The sequence below is a fragment of the Salinarchaeum chitinilyticum genome (genome assembly GCF_055390775.1).
In genome coordinates, this window is the sequence record NZ_AP043888.1 from 678,914 (window position 1) to 694,535 (window position 15,622).

Genomic DNA, 15,622 nt, shown 5'->3' on the forward strand with positions numbered 1-15,622 from the left:
CGAGATTCGACCACCGACGCCGGGTGGGACTGGAAGGGGCCGACCGGTCGGCGCAGGTAACGACGTAAGCACCGCAGGCGAGCGGAGCGAGTCGAGGAGCGCAACGAGTTAGCTGCGACGAGCGGGAGGGGGCTTCCAAACGGTTCGCGGTGCTGTTTCGCCCTGCAATCACCAAAAAGCGATTCTCAACCTACTCCCCGGCCTTCTCGCGAGCAGCCGCAACCAACAGCGGCAGCGTGATCGTCGCGTCGGCGTAGACCGAGACGTTCCGCGCCGCGGGTTCGAGCTTCCCCCAGGAGCGAGCCTCGTCGAGCGTGGCCCCCGACAGTCCACCCGTATGCGGCGGATCCATCGTCAGCTGCACCGCGTACTCGTAGGCGTCGGGCGCGACGAGCATCGTCTGGAGGACGAAGTTCTTCGGCACGCCGCCGCCGACGACGAGCGCGCCCGCCGACTCGGCGTCGTGCGCGAGATCGTTTAGCCCGGTCATGTCGCCGAGCGCGTCGAGGGTCAGCCCGGAGGTCTGGGAGTAGATCCAGGCCTGGATGCCGAGCACGGAATCCTGGACCGCGGGGCAGTAGATCGGCACGTCGTGCTCGTAGGCGGCTGCGGCGATCCCCGCCCGTTCCGCGACGCCATCGCCGTCGCCGACCTCGCCCGCATTGACCTCGGCATTGGCCCGACCCAGCTCTGCAGTCAGCTCCTGGATCGACACTTCCCCCTGCTCGGCCAGCGGCGGGAACACGTGCTCGCGGAGGTGGGACTCGAACAGCGCGAAGTGTTCCTGTGGGAGGTAGACGTTGTAGATCCGGTCGACGCCCTCCTCGCGGAGCGTCTCGTCGTGCTCGCGTTCGGTCATCTCGGGATGGTCGCTACGGCCGTGGTGGTGTTTGCCACCGATGGCCTCGATCGCGTCGTGGGTCAGGTTCGCGCCCGTCGTCACGAGCGCGTCGACGTGGCCGTCGCGAATCAGGTCCGCGACGATCCGGCGCATTCCCATCGGCACCATCGCCCCGGCGAGCCCGACGAAGTTCGTCACGTCCTCGTCGAGCATGTCGGCGTAGATGTCGACGGCCTCGTGCAGGGACGCGGCGCCGCCACCCGCGGCGCCGTACTCCGCGGCGAGTTCGCCGACAGTCGTCCCCGCGCGGGCCTCCGCGTGGCCCACTGGATCGTGGTGGAACTCCTCGCGCTCGGACTCGTCGGTCATGGTGATGGGTCCACTCGCCACCGGTTTGAACGGCGCGATTCGGTGCGACCCGCCCCCGATCGGCGCCGAGACCGGAGCGTTGAACACGAGCGTGTGCGAATCTCGGGAGCGATGACGACGGCGCCGACGGTCAGTATCGTGATCCCGGCGAAGGACGAGGCGGAGTTCCTTCCCGAATGCCTCGACAGCGTCGCCGGACTCGACACCGATCACGAGTACGAGACGATCGTCGTCGACGGCGACAGCGACGATCGGACGCCGGCGATCGCGCGCTCTCGCGACGAGATCGCTCTCGTCGAGGGGCCGGGCAAGAGCATCGGCGGCGGTCGCGCACTCGGCGCAGAGCACGCCGGCGGTGACTGGCTCGCGTTCGTTGACGCAGACACCGTGCTGGAACCCGACTTCCTCGAGGAGATGCTGTCCTTCGTCCGCGCGAACGACCTCGACGCCGCGACCTCGCGCTGCCGGATGGACGGCCTCCGGCCGAAGCTAATGCAGGCGACGATCAACCAGGTCTTCCCGCACCTCCGACGGCCGATCCTCCCTGGCTTCAACTTCTTCGTCGACGCCGACGTCTACGAGGCCGCCGGCGGCTTCCCCGACGTGCCGAACGAGGACACCGCGTTCAGTCGGCACCTCGGCAGAGAGTACGCCACTGCCTACCACCCCGACGTGCTGGTGGAGACCTCCGGTCGGCGTATCCACAGATGGGGACTGACGGGGACGCTGTTACATTACGTCTACCTCGACGTGGGGCGACTCCGAGCGGAGTACCGGTGATCGAGGACGACCGTCCACAGGTTGACGTCCGACGACGCGGCGAATGGGCCGCGTGATCTGACAGACTGCGCGACGCGGCCGAGGCGGGTGCCGTAGCACACCGCGTCGCGACTGTTCGAAGCGCCCACGTGCTACCTGCTCGTCGATCAAACCTCGCCGACGGTTCCATGTCGACGGGCGCTCCTCAGAGCCCGGTCGGATGCTCGACGAACGTCGTCTCGAGATCCCACTCTTCGGCGATCGATTCCAGCGCTCGCACGCCGCCGGTCTCGGTCGCGTAGTGCCCGGCGAGCACGACGTTGACGCCGGCCTCACGGGCCTCGTGGTAGACCTGCTGTTTCCCCTCGCCGGTGAGGAGGAGGTCCAGATCCGCTGCCGTAGCGTCATCCAGCCAGTCAGCGCCACTGCCGGTGACGATTCCGACGTCCGAGACCGTCTCCGGGCCGTGATCAAGCACCCGAACGGTGCCATCGCCCGTCGGTAGCGTCTCAGAGAGCGCGCTTGCGAGGTCGTCGAGCGGCGTCGCATCGGGGAGGACGCCCTGCTGGCCGACGAACTCGGGGCCGAGCTCGCCGAAGGGCGCGCGGTTCTCGAGCCCCAGCACGTCCGCGAGCTGCGCCGCGTTCCCGAGCTCAGGATGCCCGTCGAGTGGGAGGTGGGACACGTACAGTCCCACGTCGTTCGCGAGGAGGGGCGCGATCCGATCGTGGGCCGTTCCGGTGACGCGCTCCAGGGACCCCCAGACGATCCCGTGGTGGGTCACGAGCAGGTCCGCGTCGAACTCGATCGCGGCCTCGATCGTGGCGACCGCAGCGTCGACGGCGAAGGCCACTCGCTCGACCTCGCCGCCCTCGCTGCCCACCTGGAGCCCGTTTGGGCTCGCGTCGACGTCGGCGTAGTCCTCCGTCCGGAGCCGGTCGTCGAGTCGCGAGACGAACTCGGTACGTTCCATGGCCGTCGTTTCGTACGACTGGGGAATGGGCGTTATGGTCGAGTAGGGCTCGCCGGAGGTGGAGTGACGTCGACTCAGTCGGCGCCCGCGGCGTGTGCGAAGACGAACGCCCGGAGGAGCTTCGCGGCGACCGACGCCGCCTGCCCGTCGTCGCGGTCGTTCACCTCGACGACGTCGAACCCGTCGGCCAGTGGTGCGACCGACCGGACGACGTCGTGGACGGTCGCGGAGTCGAGCCCGAACGGCTCCGGCGTACCGGTGCCGGGCGCGAAGGCTGGATCGAGGACGTCGACGTCCACGGTCAGGTAGACCGACCGATCGACAGCGAGCTGTTCGGCGGGCGACCAGTCCGCGACGGCGTCCGGTTCGACGACGGTGACGTCGGCCTCGGCCGCCCGCTCCCACTCGGCTTCGCTGCCGGAACGCGCGCCGAGCACGACGACGTCCTCGGCCGTCTCGAGCGCTCGTCGCATCGCGCAGGCGTGGCTCAGCTCGTCGCCGTCGTAGGCTTCGCGGAGATCGAGGTGGGCGTCCAGGCTCACGACGACGTCGGGCTCGACGGCGCGCACGCCGGCGATGGTGACGGCGTGCTCGCCGCCGACGGTGAGCGGGATCGTCCCATCGTCGTCGAAATCCGCGAGGACGCCCTCGAGATACTCGAGGTACTCGTTGGCGTCGGGCCACGCCCGAACGTCGCCGTGGTCGTACACGGCGAGCTCCGAGAAGTGGCAGTCAGTGTGGTGATCGTAGTCCTCGAACGGGCGAGCGAACGTGCGAACGCGATCCGGGCCGAAACGGGTGCCCGGCTGGAAAGAGGTGGAAGCGTCGAGGGGCGCGCCGACGACCGCGAACTCCGCATCCTCGCGATCGGCCGTCGCGCCAGGAAACATCTGCTACGTCTGGACGATCTTACGCTGCTCGTCCATCTCGAGGTACTCGATCTGCTGGTCCGGCGAGAGCTCGTCGTCGCCGGGGACCCGGATCGTGATCGTCTCGTAGCTCTCGAGGTCCATGACCTGGGCGACATCCTCGCTCTCGACGCTGACGACCTGCCCCTGCTTGCGCTCGATGATGGGGACCCACACCTTCGCGTCGACGGGCTGGGAGAGCGATCGCTTCTGTCCGTCGAAGACGCCGACGCCTTCGATACGGGCCTTGGCGCTCCCGTGTTTGCCCGGCTTCGCGGTGCTGTAGGAGTTGATCTTGCAGGCGGCGTCGTCGATCATGACGTAGTTGCCCTCCTGCAGATCCCGCACTTCCTTCTGCTCTCTTGCCATGCAGCGGCGTTGCCACCCGATTGTGATAAACGGTTTGGAATCCCCGCTTCCATCCCCGAGAGCGCCGGATTCGGGGCGCTCCGGGCCCCACGTGCGATCGATACAGCGGCAAACTCACTCGCTCTCGTTCCGCCGGTCCCGGAGGTTCTGCCGCGTGAACTGGGGCTGGGCGCGCATTCCCCGGCGCCGCCGGAAGGAGCGATAGAGCACGAGCAACAGGAGGAAGGATAGAGCACCCACCACGGCGGTTGCCTCGATCGACGCGGCCACGTAGAGGATCGTCGTCGCGACCAGCCCCGCCGCGGCGAGCATCCCGACGATCAGCCGTTTCGCGAAGAGGTCGAAGAGCTCGTTGGAGTCCTGAATGTCGGCGCGCACCTGGAGATTCTCCCGCTCGACGCGATCGAGCGCCCGTTCGAGTTTCGGCGGGATTCGCGCCGCCGCAGCGCCGGACTCGCGGAGCTGCTCACCGGCGTCCTCGACGGCTCTGCGGACGGTCTCCTCGCGGTACCCCTCCTCTGTGAGATACTCCGTCGCCGTGGCGATGAAGTCGAAATCGGGATCCAGCGTGACGCAGACGCCCTCGACGACGGTCGCGACCCGCAGGACCAATGCGAGATCCTTCGGGAGCCGGAAGGGGAACTCGTAGATCGAGTCCTCGATCTGCCCGACGATCTGCTGGATGCGATACTGCTCGATGTCCTCGCCGCGTGCGTCCTGGATCGCCAGCTCCATGACCTCGGCCATCACCGCCCGATCGGCCTCCGGCGAGAGCGTGCCGATCTCGATCAGCGCGTCGAGGATGCCGTCGATGTCCTGCTCGGCGACCGCGACGTAGAACTCGACGATCTTCCCCTGGACGAACTCGTCGACGCGACCGGACATGCCGAAGTCGTAGAAGACGATCGTCCCGTCGTCCTGGACGGCGAGATTTCCCGGATGCGGGTCCGCGTGAAAGACGCCGTCGTCGACGATCATCTCGAGGTAGGCCCGCTGGAGCGTCTCCGCGACGGCGGTCCGATCGACGCCACGACGGTCGAGTTCGTCGATCTCGTCGACCTTCGTTCCGCCGAGATACTCCATCGTCAACACGCGCTCGCTGCAGTGGGAGTCGACGGGCTCGGGGATCGCGATCGCGTCTTCGTCGGCGAAGTTCGCGCGGATCTCCTCGAGCATCCGACGCTCGCGGTCGTAGTCCATCTCCTCGCGGATCGTCTTGTCGAACTCGTCGGCGAGGTTTCGCAACGAGAACGCGCGCGATTCGCCGACGAGGACCAGGAGGAGCGGCAGACTCCAGCGCACGACGCGGAGATCGGCCGCAACGAGAGACTCGACCCCTGGGCGGCGAACCTTGACCGCGACCTCCCGCCCGTCGACGTGGGCGCGATAGACCTGTCCGAGGCTGGCGCCGCTGATCGCCTCGGTGTCGAAGTCCTCGAAGCGGTCCTCGACCGGGCCGAGTTCCTCCTCGATGACAGTCTTCGCGCCTTCCCACTCGGCGGGAGGGACGTCGTCCTGGAGCCGGGAGAGCACGGAGACGTACTCCGGGGGAAGCACGTCCGGTCGCGTCGAGAGCAGCTGTCCGAGCTTGATGAACGTCGGCCCGAGCGTGAGCAGGGAGTCGAGTAGCTCCTCGGCTCTGCGGGTTCGTTCCTCCGAGCTGACGCGGCGTCGGCCGCCGAAGAGGAAGAACCGGCGGCGGTCCCGCGCCCACGCCACCAGAAGCGGGAGAAACTGCCGGAGGACGCGGAGGAAGCGCCAGTACGGTCGGAGGACGGCCACGGATCTACGCGTCCCCGACCTCGATCTCGGTGACGTCGGCGTCCGGTCGCTTGGGGATCGTCAGTTCGAGCACGCCGCGCTCGATCGACGCCACCGCGTCCTCGGCGCTAACGTTCGGCGGCAGCGGTAGTTCGACGTCGAGGAAGGCGTCGCGTTGCTCCTCGACGAAGCGATAGCCCGCCGTGTCCGGCTTGTCGCGGTGTGCTTCGATCCGGAGACGACCCTCCGAGGCCGTGACGTCGAGCGTCTCCTCGGAGACGCCAGGGAGATCGAGGAGCAGGCGATACGCGTCCTCGCTCTCGAGGAGATCGGCGAACACGGCCTCTGGGAGAGCGGTCAGGGCGGTTCGGAGACCGGTCATACCACGGGGTTCGACCGCTTCGGCGAAAAGTCCGGTGGTACGGGCGCGGGAAGCCGGTTTCGCGACCGCGAAAGCGCCGCATCGGCCGCGTTCGCTGCCGGCATCGTCGGCCGCATCGCCGCACCGTCCGCGGGTCGACCCGCCCGCGCCACCGCCACTTAACCACGCGGCCCCCGTAGCTGCGGCCATGGCCGAGTCCATCGAACCGGTCGACCTCGCCGACCGCCTCGCCCGCGGCGATCGGGTCGGGATCGTCGACGTGCGAAACCGCGCCGAGTTCGAGGAGTGGCACGTCGACGGCCCGGGCGCAACGGTCACCCAGATTCCCCACGCGAAGTTCCTCCAGGCGCAGGTCCGCGGCGGCGCCGCGGACCTCGTCGCCGACGTTCCAGAGCCAATCGTCACCGTCTGCGCGATCGGGCAGTCCAGCGATCACGCAGCCGAGTTGCTGCGTGACGCCGGCCTCGACGCGATGAACCTCGCCGGTGGCATGGAAGCCTGGGCCGACGTCCTCCTCGCCCGGACGCTCGAGACGCCCGACGGCGCACAGATCCTCCAGTACCACCGGCCCGCGACCGGCTGTCTCGGCTACCTCGTCGTCGACGACGGCGAAGCGGCCGTGGTCGATCCGCTGCGAGCGTTCGCGGACCGGTATCCCGATCACGCCGCCGAGACCGACGCGGAGCTCCGGTACGCGATCGATACGCACGTCCACGCCGATCACGTCAGCGGCGTCGAGACAGTCGCGGCGGCGACGGACGCCCGGCCGGCCATCGCGGCGGGTGCCTGGGATCGTGGGTTCGACAGCGACCTCGATTACGTGGCACTCGCCGACGGCGACGTCCTCGAACTCGGCGGGGCGACGACGATCCGCGCCGTTCACGCGCCGGGACACACCGGCGAGATGACCGCCCTGCTCGTCGAACACGCAGCGGGCGATAGCGCGAACTCGGACGGCGGCGACCGGCCCGGCACGTTGCTCACCGGCGACAGCCTGTTCGTCGACGGCGTCGCGCGCCCGGACCTCGAGGCCGACGTCGATCAAGCGGACGCGGCAGCGACCCTCCACGAGACGATACGGGATCTCCGCGCAACGCTCCCGGACCGAACGCTCGTCGCACCGGGGCACGTCAAACAGGAGACAGCGCCCCGGCAGGACGGCACCTACGTGGCGCCGCTCGCCGACCTCGTCGATCGAATCGATGCGTTCGATCTGTCGACCGAGCAGTTCGTCGGCGCCATCACCGAGGATCCGCCGCCACCGCCGGCAAACGCCGACCGGATCGTCGCGGCGAACCTCGGACGTGAAGAGCTCGAGGACCCCGACGAGGTCGAACTCGGGCCGAACAACTGCGCGGCGTGAAACGCCGGAGCACGGTAGCCAGGCAGAGACCAGTCTTAGAAGTCGTCCGGACGGATCAGTCGTCGGACGCTGCCGCAGCGGTGCCGCTCGCCTCGGCGTCGTCCTCGATGCTCGGCGGATAGACGCCCCGATCGAGGCGCAGGTCCGACTGCGGCCGCGCCATGCAGGTCAGCGCGAACCGCTCGGCCTCCTCGTCGGTGAGCGCTCGCGCAGCCGGCTGGGTCACCTCTCCCTCGAGGATCTCCGCAGAGCAGGCCAGACACATCCCCACACGGCAGGAGTACTCCTGGGCGATCCCCTCCTCGATGCACCGGCTGAGGATCGTCTCCGTGTCGGCGACCGTGATGGTCTCGCCGGTCCCGACGAACTCGACGGTGTAATCGGTCATTGTCCGAACCGTTCGGCCGGGCCACCAAAGTCGTTTCTGTGCTTGGCTGGACTCCCCGGCGCCATCGTGTCGGTTGCTACCGAACGCTGCCACCAGGCGACGAGTCCCGATTGCTCGACGGCTGCCCGTCTCAGTTCGGGACCCGGTAGGTGAGATCGACCGCGTCGAGGATCGGGTCGTTTCGATCGAGGTCGGTCTCCAGCTCGACGTGCAGCGAGTCGAGCATCGTGTCGACGAGCGCCTGCCGTTCGGCCGCAGTCGACCAGTACTGGCTCGTCACGCTCGCGGGCGTCCCGATCTCCATCGCGACCGCCTGGTTCGGGTAGATCGTCCGCATGTGGTAGGGCTCGTCGTGGTTCGCGAGCCGGACCGCGTACGCCGAGAGCCCATGGTAGCCCGGATGATCGACCTCGATGACGTCGCGCTGTGGGTGGCCGAGCGAACTGCTCGGGCGGTGGGGATTGTTCCAGTGGCCGTCCGCGAGGTTGCTGGCCTCGCCCGTCGGACCGAGCCACCAGATGACGGCGCCGTCCTGGAAGTACGGCACCTCGCTCACGTTCTTCAGTTCGATGTACTGGTTCCAGTAGCCGTCGGCGACGACGTGCATCTCGACCGACGCCTCCATCGGGGCGTTGGCGGTGAAGCCGCTCCCGCCCAGCGAATCACCGGTGACCGGATGGACCTTGTTCGCTGCCGCGTCGAGTACTGGATTGCTGGAATCGCCGTAGACCGAGTCGGGGAGTGGCGCGGAGCTGCCCCACTCCCGGCTCTCGTCGTACTGGGGCTGGTCGTGGATCCGGTCGCGGACTCGCACGCCCATTTGCCGGTAGGTCCGAGCGTCCGTTGGCCAGCGATCCTGGATCAGCTGGTCGGGATCGTTGGTCGCCGTCACGGGGCCGGCCGTCTCCGACCAGACGCTCGTCGGCGTGTCGTGGGTCCCGGGATCCTCGGTCTCGTCGGGGAGTAGGGCGAGCCGAGGGAGCAGTTTTACCGTCCCGTGGGCCGGGAAGTCGTTCGCGGCGAGCTGCTTGACCCAGGGCAGCGCCTGGGTGCCTAGCTGGCCGAGCGTCAGCGAGCCGTCCTGGACGTGGTTCTCGACGGCGGTCGCATCGTAGTCGAACTGCTCGGCCTTCGCGGCGTCGGACGTACTCTGTCCCGGCATGTAGTCCAGGAAATCCCTGGGGACGTAGTACGGATCGTCGAAGTGCTGACAGAGCTCTGCGACCGTCGTGTCGGCAGTGATCGTGTCCGGGAGCGTGTCGGGCTCCGGCGGCCGATCGGGGAAGGGGACGTCCCAGCCGGCGTCGCCACCGTCGTCGTTGTCGCTGTCGTTGTCGTCGTTTCCACCGCCGCCGTCGTCGCCGCCACCGTCACCGTTCGAACCGTCGCTCACGTCGCCGAAGGCGATACTGTCGACGTCGACGGCACCGCTGGCACCCTGCCAGAAGTTCAGCCGGACGGACTGGGGATTCGCGAGGTCAGCTCCAGCCGCCTGAAGGTCGACAGAGAGGGTGGAGTAGCTCGTCCCGATCCCGCCGTCGGCGAGGTCGCCGAGCAGTCCTCGCACGCCGCCGACGTCGAGCAGGATGTCGTCCTCCTCACCGCCGCTGTCGCCCCGAATCCGGAGGTTCAGCGTCGGAGTGCTCGACACGTCCGTCCGGACGTTGCTCGCGAACCAGCCGGCGTTCTCGTACTCGAGACGGAGCGCTCCGTTCGACACCTCGCCGTTCCCACCGCCGTTCGCGAACGAGCCCGCACCTGCCCAGTTCTCCAGATCGTTCGCCCCCGGCCAGTTCGTGCCGTCGAAGCCGTGGACGAGCACGCCGCTTTGCTGGGCCGCGACGGTAGTGCCAAGCGATGCGAGTGCTCCGAGTTCGATACTCCGTTTGATGATGGTTCGTCTATGAACCATACCGAAGTATAGCAGCTACTGACTGTAAGTATTATTATATTTTCACTAGAAATATATCTAGGAATCCAACGAAGAATCGGACGATGGATGCACACTCGGCGTCCACACCCGATCGGTCCGACCGTCCCCGACCCTACTCGAGACGCACCTCCTCGATCGAGAGCGTGCTGGAACCGCCCTGCCAGAAGTTCAGCCTGAGCGACAGCGACGAGGCGGTCCGATCGACGCCCGCGGATGCGAGGTCGATCGAGATCTCAGACGTGCTCGTGCCCACGCTGTCAGTGGTGACGTTCGAGAGCAGCGTTCGGACGCCGCCCATGTCGAAGAGGACCTCCGATCCCTCGCCGCCGTTCGCACCGCTGACGGCGAGGACCAAGGTCGAGTAGCTCGAGACGTCCTGATTGATCTGCTCCTGGAACCAGCCGCCGTTGTCGTAGTCGAGCTCGAGTGCGCCGCCGACGACCTCGCCGTCGCCGTTTTGGAACGAGCCGGCGCCACACCACTGGCCGAGGTCGTTCCGATTGCTCGACCACGTGGGCGAACCGTCGTAGTCGTTGATCACCAGGGCGTCCGACGGCGGGGACGAGTCCGCGTCGGTCGTCGCTGAGACGGTCGCGTCCGGGGACTCGTTGCCCGCGCCGTCGACGGCCGAGACGCCGATCGCGTAGCTCGTGTCCGGGGAGAGCTCCGCGATCGTCGCGCTCGTCGTGCCAGCGGGGACCGTCTGCTCCTGCGTCCCGTCGACGGAGACGGTGTAGTGGTCGAGTCCGGAGCCGCCGCTGTCGCTCGCGGCGTCCCAGTCGACGTCGATCGACGAACTCGTCGCGTCAGTGACCGAGAGGTTCGACGGTGCGGTGGGCGCCGTCTGATCGGCGGACTCGCCCGTCGTCGCCGAGACCATCGCCGTCGTCGAGACGTTGCCGGCGGCGTCCACGGCAGCGACGCCGATCGAGTACTCGGTGTCGGCTGCCAGTCCCGAGACTGTCGTCGACGTGGTCCCCGCGGCGACCTCGTGATCGGCGCTCCCGTCGACGCCGATTTCGTAGTGATCGATCCCGGACCCGCCGCCGTCGCTCGCGGCGTCCCAGTCCACCGTGATCGACGTGCTGGTGGTGTCCGTGACTGTGAGGTTCGAGGGCATCGTCGGCGGCGTCGTGTCGCCGCCGCCCGAGCCCGGGACGTTGTCGTTCCGGAGGTCGTAGAGGGTGTTCTTGACGGTGTCGCCCATGTGGGCGTTCCCCGTCAGCAGCGACCAGTCACAGGGGAGGTTCGAGCACTCCTGGGTGACGCCCCCGTCGTAGGGGTTGCCGATCGAGTCGGTGTCGTCGCTGTCCGTGAACGGCCGGTCGAACATCACGGGCCGCCAGACGGGATCGCCGATCCAGGCGGTCCAGGAGATGGCGTCGTGGGACTCGAGCCAGTCGATAAACGGCGTCCCAAAGCCAGAGGTCGTTCCACCGATGTACTGTCCGGCGTTCTCCTCCCAACCGAACTCGGTGACGACCAGCGGCGCCTGTTCGTAGACGCCAGCGACGCCCTCGCCGTTGCGGGAGGCGTCCTCCCAGTCGTTCGCCCGGCTGGAGTTGTGGCCGGGGTAGATGTGGTACGTGTATGCGATGTCCTCGCCGTCGAACTCCTCGACGAGCGCGCCTTCGGGACTCTGCGTCCAGCTGGGCGAACCCATGAGGATCATGTTGTCCGCGTGGCTCCGGATCGTGTCGACCCAGGGCTGGGCCATGTCGAGCCAGAGTCGCCAGACGTCGGCGACCCACTCGGTCGTCGTGGGATCGCCCCACATGCCGGGCTCGGTCGGCTCGTTGTACACCTCGTAGAGCACGTGCGTCTGGTCGGCGTACCGCGGCGCGACAGTGTCCCAGAACGAGTCGATTTCGTCCTGGAGCGCGGTGTTGACCGGGCCGTCCTGGCTCTCGGCCCACGACACGTCGCGATGCCGATGGTAGTCGATGATGCAGTAGACGCCGCGCTCCGCACAGCGCTGGACGACGGCGTCGAGGTGATCGGTGAGATACGTCTCCAGCTCGCCCTGGCTAAACGCCGGTACCGGCGGCCCGGAACCGGGCTCGTACTCGCCGATGTCCACCGGCTGGACCGGCACGCGGATCGCGCGTGGGTACCAGTCGTTGGAGTGGTCGGTCAGGAAGTCGATCACCTGCACGGCGTTCATGCCGCGTGCCGGCGCGGTGACGTCGAGCCGTTTCGGATCGGCGATGTTCACGCCGCGCAGCGTCACGGTGTTGCCGTCGGGATCGACGATCAGGTTCCCGTCGCGCTGGAGCCTGGGCGTCGAGATGTCGCTGGCTGCCACGGAACCCGTGAAGCCGCTCGTGGCGAGGGTTGCGCCCGCGAGGCCCGCTGCCCCCGCTCGCAAGACGTTCCGTCGGGATAGATCCACGTCCCCCTCTCCCAGTCGGTCGGACGGTGCTGCGTCTTCGTTCCCCTGAGGGGCTGTGGATTCGTTCGTCATTGCGTTGCATTCACGCACCGTGCGGTGCGTACACACCCCTCATATGCAAGCCATAAAAGTATATTGGATATGGACTATAGAGATACTTTGTAAATCAAAAAACGCAATAGAAGCCCTCTAATGCATATATACAGCATTTCAGAGTAGCCCCCAATAATACCAATAATGTTACTACATCGTATCCAGTATGCGTCATGACATCCGACATTCCTATCGGCAATGGCAGTATTTTTCTGCTGTATCCCGGGACGGCGAGCCCCCCGGTGACGGGGGCGGTCGTTTTCGTTCTGTAAAAACAGAACGTTGACAAGAAGCGGTCAGTCGACCGACTGTGCCGTTGCCGGAGCGAGAAGGTACCCTGGGGTCGTCGTGCCGTTACCCTGCAGCGGCGTCGTCGAAGAGTTCGATGCGACGGGCTTCGACGTCCTCGACGCGCGCACCCCAGCTCCCGACGGTGTACTCGTGCTCGCCGTTCGCGACGACGATCGACGCCTCACCGGCGAGATCCGTCAGCGATGGTACCTCGTCGTCCCCGTCTCGCCCCGTGTATCGCACGTCCGTAATCCGGCCAGCGACGGAGACCCACTCGCCAGTGTCCGTGTCGACGCCGTCAATTGCGACCTCGATTCGTTCGCCGTCGGTCCAGGGCTCGTACACCTCGCAGATCAGTTCCTCGAGGCTGGCGAACTCGGAGCGACCGTCCGTATCGGCGGCACGATCCTCCCAGACGCCCCAGAGACACGTCTGGAAGTACCAGCGGAACACGAAGGTCAGGTGATCGCCCTTCAGGATCACTCCGAACGGGTCGGGAACGGTTCCTGTCGGGGCGTAACACGTGGTTTCGCCGTCGACCACGACGACGAGGGGCGAGGGGAAGGCTCGTTCGCGAACCTCCGTGATCGTCTCGCGGACGCTGCGATCCCCCAGTACGTCGTCGACGCCAGCCTCGCGGCACAGCGAGACGCGAACGACGACGTCCGATGGGGACAGCGACGCGAGCGGCGCTTCGAACGCGAGATCGACGGAGGCGTCGGCCTCCCGGATCAGCTCCGACGCGTGGTCGATCACGGTCTCCGATCGTTTCGTGACCGTCACGTCGTGCTCGGAAACAGGGGTCTGTTCCCACCGATCCTCGATCTCGCTCGCGACGTTCGACAGGCGCTCGCTTCGATCGTGGAGGTCCTCGATCACAGTGACCGGCTCGTGTGCGTGCACGTGGAGCGTGTCGCGATCGAGCGTATCGACGTAGCCGCGCCGTTCGAGTTCGTTGACGACGTCGTAGATCCGGGGGACCGGGATGGAGGACTGACGCGCAACGTCGACGGCCTTCGAGGTGCCCCGTTCCAGCAGCGTCAGGTACGCTTCCGCCTCGTACTCGGAGAGTCCAGCGTCTTCCAGACCCGCGACGATTTCGTCCCGATCGATCTCCATGTAGCCCGCGCTTGCAGAGCAGACGCCATAAGCTATCGGGATTAATAATTACCAATTGCAATTTCTTCCAGTTCGGTCCGCCGGTCTCCCACTCTCCGCCGTATAAAGAGTTTTCTCGCTCGGTATCGCATCGCCGTACATGCCAGAGTACGACGTGGTCGTCGCCGGCGCGGGCACCGCCGGCTGTTACGCAGCGACGACCGCGGTCAAGGCCGGGCTCGACGTCGTGATCGTCGAGCGCAAATCCGAGGAAGAGGCGGGCCACATCGCCTGCGGCGACGCGCTGAAGGGCGCGGACGCGTTTCCGGAAGCGATCCCGAAAGAGCGCATCGAGCCGGCCTTCACCAACACCGGCGTCGACCACGGTCGCTTCGAGATCCCCTCCGAGGACACCGTCCTCGAAATTCCGGTCCCCGGCGAACTCGCCGTCATCGACCGCTGGGAGTACGGCCGGCGGATCATCGACGCTGCCGAGGACGCGGGCGTGGACGTTCACTACGACACCGTCGTCCAGACCGTCCTGCAAGAGGACGAGAGCGGTGCCGGGAGCGGCGACGCGAACGCCGACGGCGCCGGGAGTCCCGACGGCTCCGGCCAGGTCACCGGCCTGAAGGTCACCCGGAAAGGCGAACCCGTCGAGTACGATGCCGGCGTCGTCATCGACGCCGCGGGCGCGCTCAGCCTCCTTCAGGACGAGACCGAGTTCGATGGGACGACGTTCGACACCAACGTCACCTACAGTCAGTTCTGCTCGGCGTACCGCGAGATCGTCCACGTCGAGGAGCCCGTCGAGTGGGAGGACGCGCTCGTGTTCAAACCCACCGAGCGCGCCGCTGGCTACCTCTGGTACTTCCCGCGGACTGACACCGAGATCAACGCCGGGCTCGGGTTCCAGATGACCGAGGAACCGATGCAGCTCGTCGACGACCTCAAGCGAGACCTGAAAGACCGCCCCGAGTTCGAGGGCGCGGAGGTCGAGGACAAGCTCGGCGCGGCGCTGCCGACGCGGCGTCCCTACGACTCCGCGGTCGCACCGGGGTACATGGCCGTCGGCGACGCCGCCGGACACGTCAATCCGACGACCGGCGGCGGCATCGCCGGCGCGGCCTACGCCGGCAAGTACGCCGCCGAGGCGGCCGTCGACGCGCTCTCCAACGGCGGCCCGAGCGAGGACGCCCTCTGGGAGTACAACGAGCGCGTGATGGACCACTTCGGCGCGCGCTACGCGGCGCTCGACGTGTACAACATCCTCTCGACGGCGGTCGACATCGACGAGATGATGGGCCTGCTCGCGGCGATGCCCGGCGAGAAGATCGCGGAGTCCCTCTATGAAGGCTCCACCAGCCTCTCCTGGCGGCTCAAGGCCAGGATGGCCATCGACAGCTTCGGGTACTGGCGGGACATCTACGGGCTGTACAAGACCAAGAGTGTCGCCGACGAGCTGCTCGCTCACTACGAGGACTACCCGAGCTCCCCCGCCGCGTTCGACGACTGGCAGACCGAGCGCGACGAGATCATGGACCGGGTCTACGCGACCACTGGCGCGGATCCGAAGTACTAGATCCGTGGCGGGAGGTTCCGGGCCGGACGACGCGGACGCCGTCCCCGGGAGCACGGACGTCGTTGCCGACGACGCAGACGGCTTCGCTGACGGCGAAGATCCTGGCTTTGCCACCGAACA

At 67.2% G+C, this 15,622-nt stretch carries 13 protein-coding genes; 3 read left to right on the forward strand and 10 right to left on the reverse strand.

Annotated features, from left to right (window positions below; all coding sequences use genetic code 11):
* Nucleotides 1-190: 190 nt before the first annotated feature.
* On the reverse strand, nt 191-1,210 hold the full coding sequence (locus ACZ5KP_RS03345) for a deoxyhypusine synthase (protein WP_460919887.1): 1,020 nt from the start codon (nt 1,208-1,210) through the stop codon (nt 191-193).
* A 111-nt stretch (nt 1,211-1,321) separates the two neighbouring features.
* Between ACZ5KP_RS03345 and ACZ5KP_RS03350 the strand changes: the two genes are divergently transcribed.
* Complete coding sequence (locus ACZ5KP_RS03350; RefSeq protein WP_460919889.1) at nt 1,322-1,990, forward strand: glycosyltransferase family 2 protein; 669 nt, start codon at nt 1,322-1,324, stop codon at nt 1,988-1,990.
* Nucleotides 1,991-2,174: 184 nt separating this feature from the next.
* Here ACZ5KP_RS03350 and ACZ5KP_RS03355 read toward each other — a convergent pair whose 3' ends face one another.
* From ACZ5KP_RS03355 to ACZ5KP_RS03375, 5 genes are all read right to left on the reverse strand, one after another.
* Nucleotides 2,175-2,942: a Nif3-like dinuclear metal center hexameric protein gene (locus ACZ5KP_RS03355; protein ID WP_460919891.1), complete on the reverse strand. Its 768-nt coding sequence runs from the start codon at nt 2,940-2,942 to the stop codon at nt 2,175-2,177.
* A 74-nt stretch (nt 2,943-3,016) separates the two neighbouring features.
* Nucleotides 3,017-3,832, reverse strand: coding sequence for an agmatinase (speB, locus tag ACZ5KP_RS03360; protein WP_460919893.1), 816 nt, complete (start codon nt 3,830-3,832; stop codon nt 3,017-3,019).
* 3 nt (nt 3,833-3,835) lie between these two features.
* A complete protein-coding gene (locus ACZ5KP_RS03365) occupies nt 3,836-4,219 on the reverse strand; it encodes a translation initiation factor IF-5A (protein ID WP_460919895.1) in 384 nt (127 codons plus the stop codon).
* Nucleotides 4,220-4,333: 114 nt separating this feature from the next.
* The gene (locus ACZ5KP_RS03370) at nt 4,334-6,001 is read right to left on the reverse strand and encodes an ABC1 kinase family protein (RefSeq protein WP_460919897.1); all 1,668 of its coding nucleotides are present in this window, start codon (nt 5,999-6,001) and stop codon (nt 4,334-4,336) included.
* A gap of 4 nt (nt 6,002-6,005) precedes the next feature.
* Entirely contained in the window at nt 6,006-6,362 is a 357-nt protein-coding gene (locus ACZ5KP_RS03375) for an Hsp20/alpha crystallin family protein (protein ID WP_460919899.1), read from the reverse strand.
* A gap of 187 nt (nt 6,363-6,549) precedes the next feature.
* On the opposite strand from ACZ5KP_RS03375, the gene ACZ5KP_RS03380 reads away from it, so the two are divergent.
* Nucleotides 6,550-7,725, forward strand: a complete 1,176-nt coding sequence (locus tag ACZ5KP_RS03380; RefSeq protein WP_460919901.1) for an MBL fold metallo-hydrolase — start codon at nt 6,550-6,552, stop codon at nt 7,723-7,725.
* 55 nt (nt 7,726-7,780) lie between these two features.
* Here the strand turns inward: ACZ5KP_RS03380 and ACZ5KP_RS03385 are convergent, their stop codons facing one another.
* The 4 genes from ACZ5KP_RS03385 to ACZ5KP_RS03400 form a co-directional block, all read right to left on the reverse strand.
* Nucleotides 7,781-8,113 (reverse strand): 2Fe-2S iron-sulfur cluster-binding protein, encoded by a 333-nt coding sequence (locus ACZ5KP_RS03385; protein ID WP_460919903.1) that lies wholly within the window; start codon nt 8,111-8,113, stop codon nt 7,781-7,783.
* A gap of 130 nt (nt 8,114-8,243) precedes the next feature.
* Nucleotides 8,244-10,025, reverse strand: a complete 1,782-nt coding sequence (locus tag ACZ5KP_RS03390; protein WP_460919905.1) for a hypothetical protein — start codon at nt 10,023-10,025, stop codon at nt 8,244-8,246.
* 133 nt (nt 10,026-10,158) lie between these two features.
* Nucleotides 10,159-12,510 (reverse strand): cellulase family glycosylhydrolase, encoded by a 2,352-nt coding sequence (locus ACZ5KP_RS03395; RefSeq protein WP_460919906.1) that lies wholly within the window; start codon nt 12,508-12,510, stop codon nt 10,159-10,161.
* A 375-nt stretch (nt 12,511-12,885) separates the two neighbouring features.
* Nucleotides 12,886-13,941 carry a TrmB family transcriptional regulator gene (locus ACZ5KP_RS03400; RefSeq protein WP_460919908.1) on the reverse strand — a complete coding sequence of 352 codons (1,056 nt, stop codon included), beginning with the start codon at nt 13,939-13,941 and terminating at the stop codon, nt 12,886-12,888.
* A 139-nt stretch (nt 13,942-14,080) separates the two neighbouring features.
* On the opposite strand from ACZ5KP_RS03400, the gene ACZ5KP_RS03405 reads away from it, so the two are divergent.
* A complete protein-coding gene (locus ACZ5KP_RS03405) occupies nt 14,081-15,502 on the forward strand; it encodes a geranylgeranyl reductase family protein (protein WP_460919910.1) in 1,422 nt (473 codons plus the stop codon).
* The last annotated feature ends 120 nt before the right edge of the window (nt 15,503-15,622 follow it).

Bases quoted from the DNA above. Each gene is read 5' to 3' on its own strand.
- ACZ5KP_RS03345 (WP_460919887.1), bottom strand. From the start codon at position 1,210: ATGACCGACGAGTCCGAGCGCGAGGAGTTCCACCACGATCCAGTGGGC.
- ACZ5KP_RS03350 (WP_460919889.1), top strand. From the start codon at position 1,322: ATGACGACGGCGCCGACGGTCAGTATCGTGATCCCGGCGAAGGACGAG.
- ACZ5KP_RS03355 (WP_460919891.1), bottom strand. From the start codon at position 2,942: ATGGAACGTACCGAGTTCGTCTCGCGACTCGACGACCGGCTCCGGACG.
- speB (WP_460919893.1), bottom strand. From the start codon at position 3,832: ATGTTTCCTGGCGCGACGGCCGATCGCGAGGATGCGGAGTTCGCGGTC.
- ACZ5KP_RS03365 (WP_460919895.1), bottom strand. From the start codon at position 4,219: ATGGCAAGAGAGCAGAAGGAAGTGCGGGATCTGCAGGAGGGCAACTAC.
- ACZ5KP_RS03375 (WP_460919899.1), bottom strand. From the start codon at position 6,362: ATGACCGGTCTCCGAACCGCCCTGACCGCTCTCCCAGAGGCCGTGTTC.
- ACZ5KP_RS03380 (WP_460919901.1), top strand. From the start codon at position 6,550: ATGGCCGAGTCCATCGAACCGGTCGACCTCGCCGACCGCCTCGCCCGC.
- ACZ5KP_RS03385 (WP_460919903.1), bottom strand. From the start codon at position 8,113: ATGACCGATTACACCGTCGAGTTCGTCGGGACCGGCGAGACCATCACG.
- ACZ5KP_RS03390 (WP_460919905.1), bottom strand. From the start codon at position 10,025: ATGGTTCATAGACGAACCATCATCAAACGGAGTATCGAACTCGGAGCA.
- ACZ5KP_RS03395 (WP_460919906.1), bottom strand. From the start codon at position 12,510: ATGACGAACGAATCCACAGCCCCTCAGGGGAACGAAGACGCAGCACCG.
- ACZ5KP_RS03400 (WP_460919908.1), bottom strand. From the start codon at position 13,941: ATGGAGATCGATCGGGACGAAATCGTCGCGGGTCTGGAAGACGCTGGA.
- ACZ5KP_RS03405 (WP_460919910.1), top strand. From the start codon at position 14,081: ATGCCAGAGTACGACGTGGTCGTCGCCGGCGCGGGCACCGCCGGCTGT.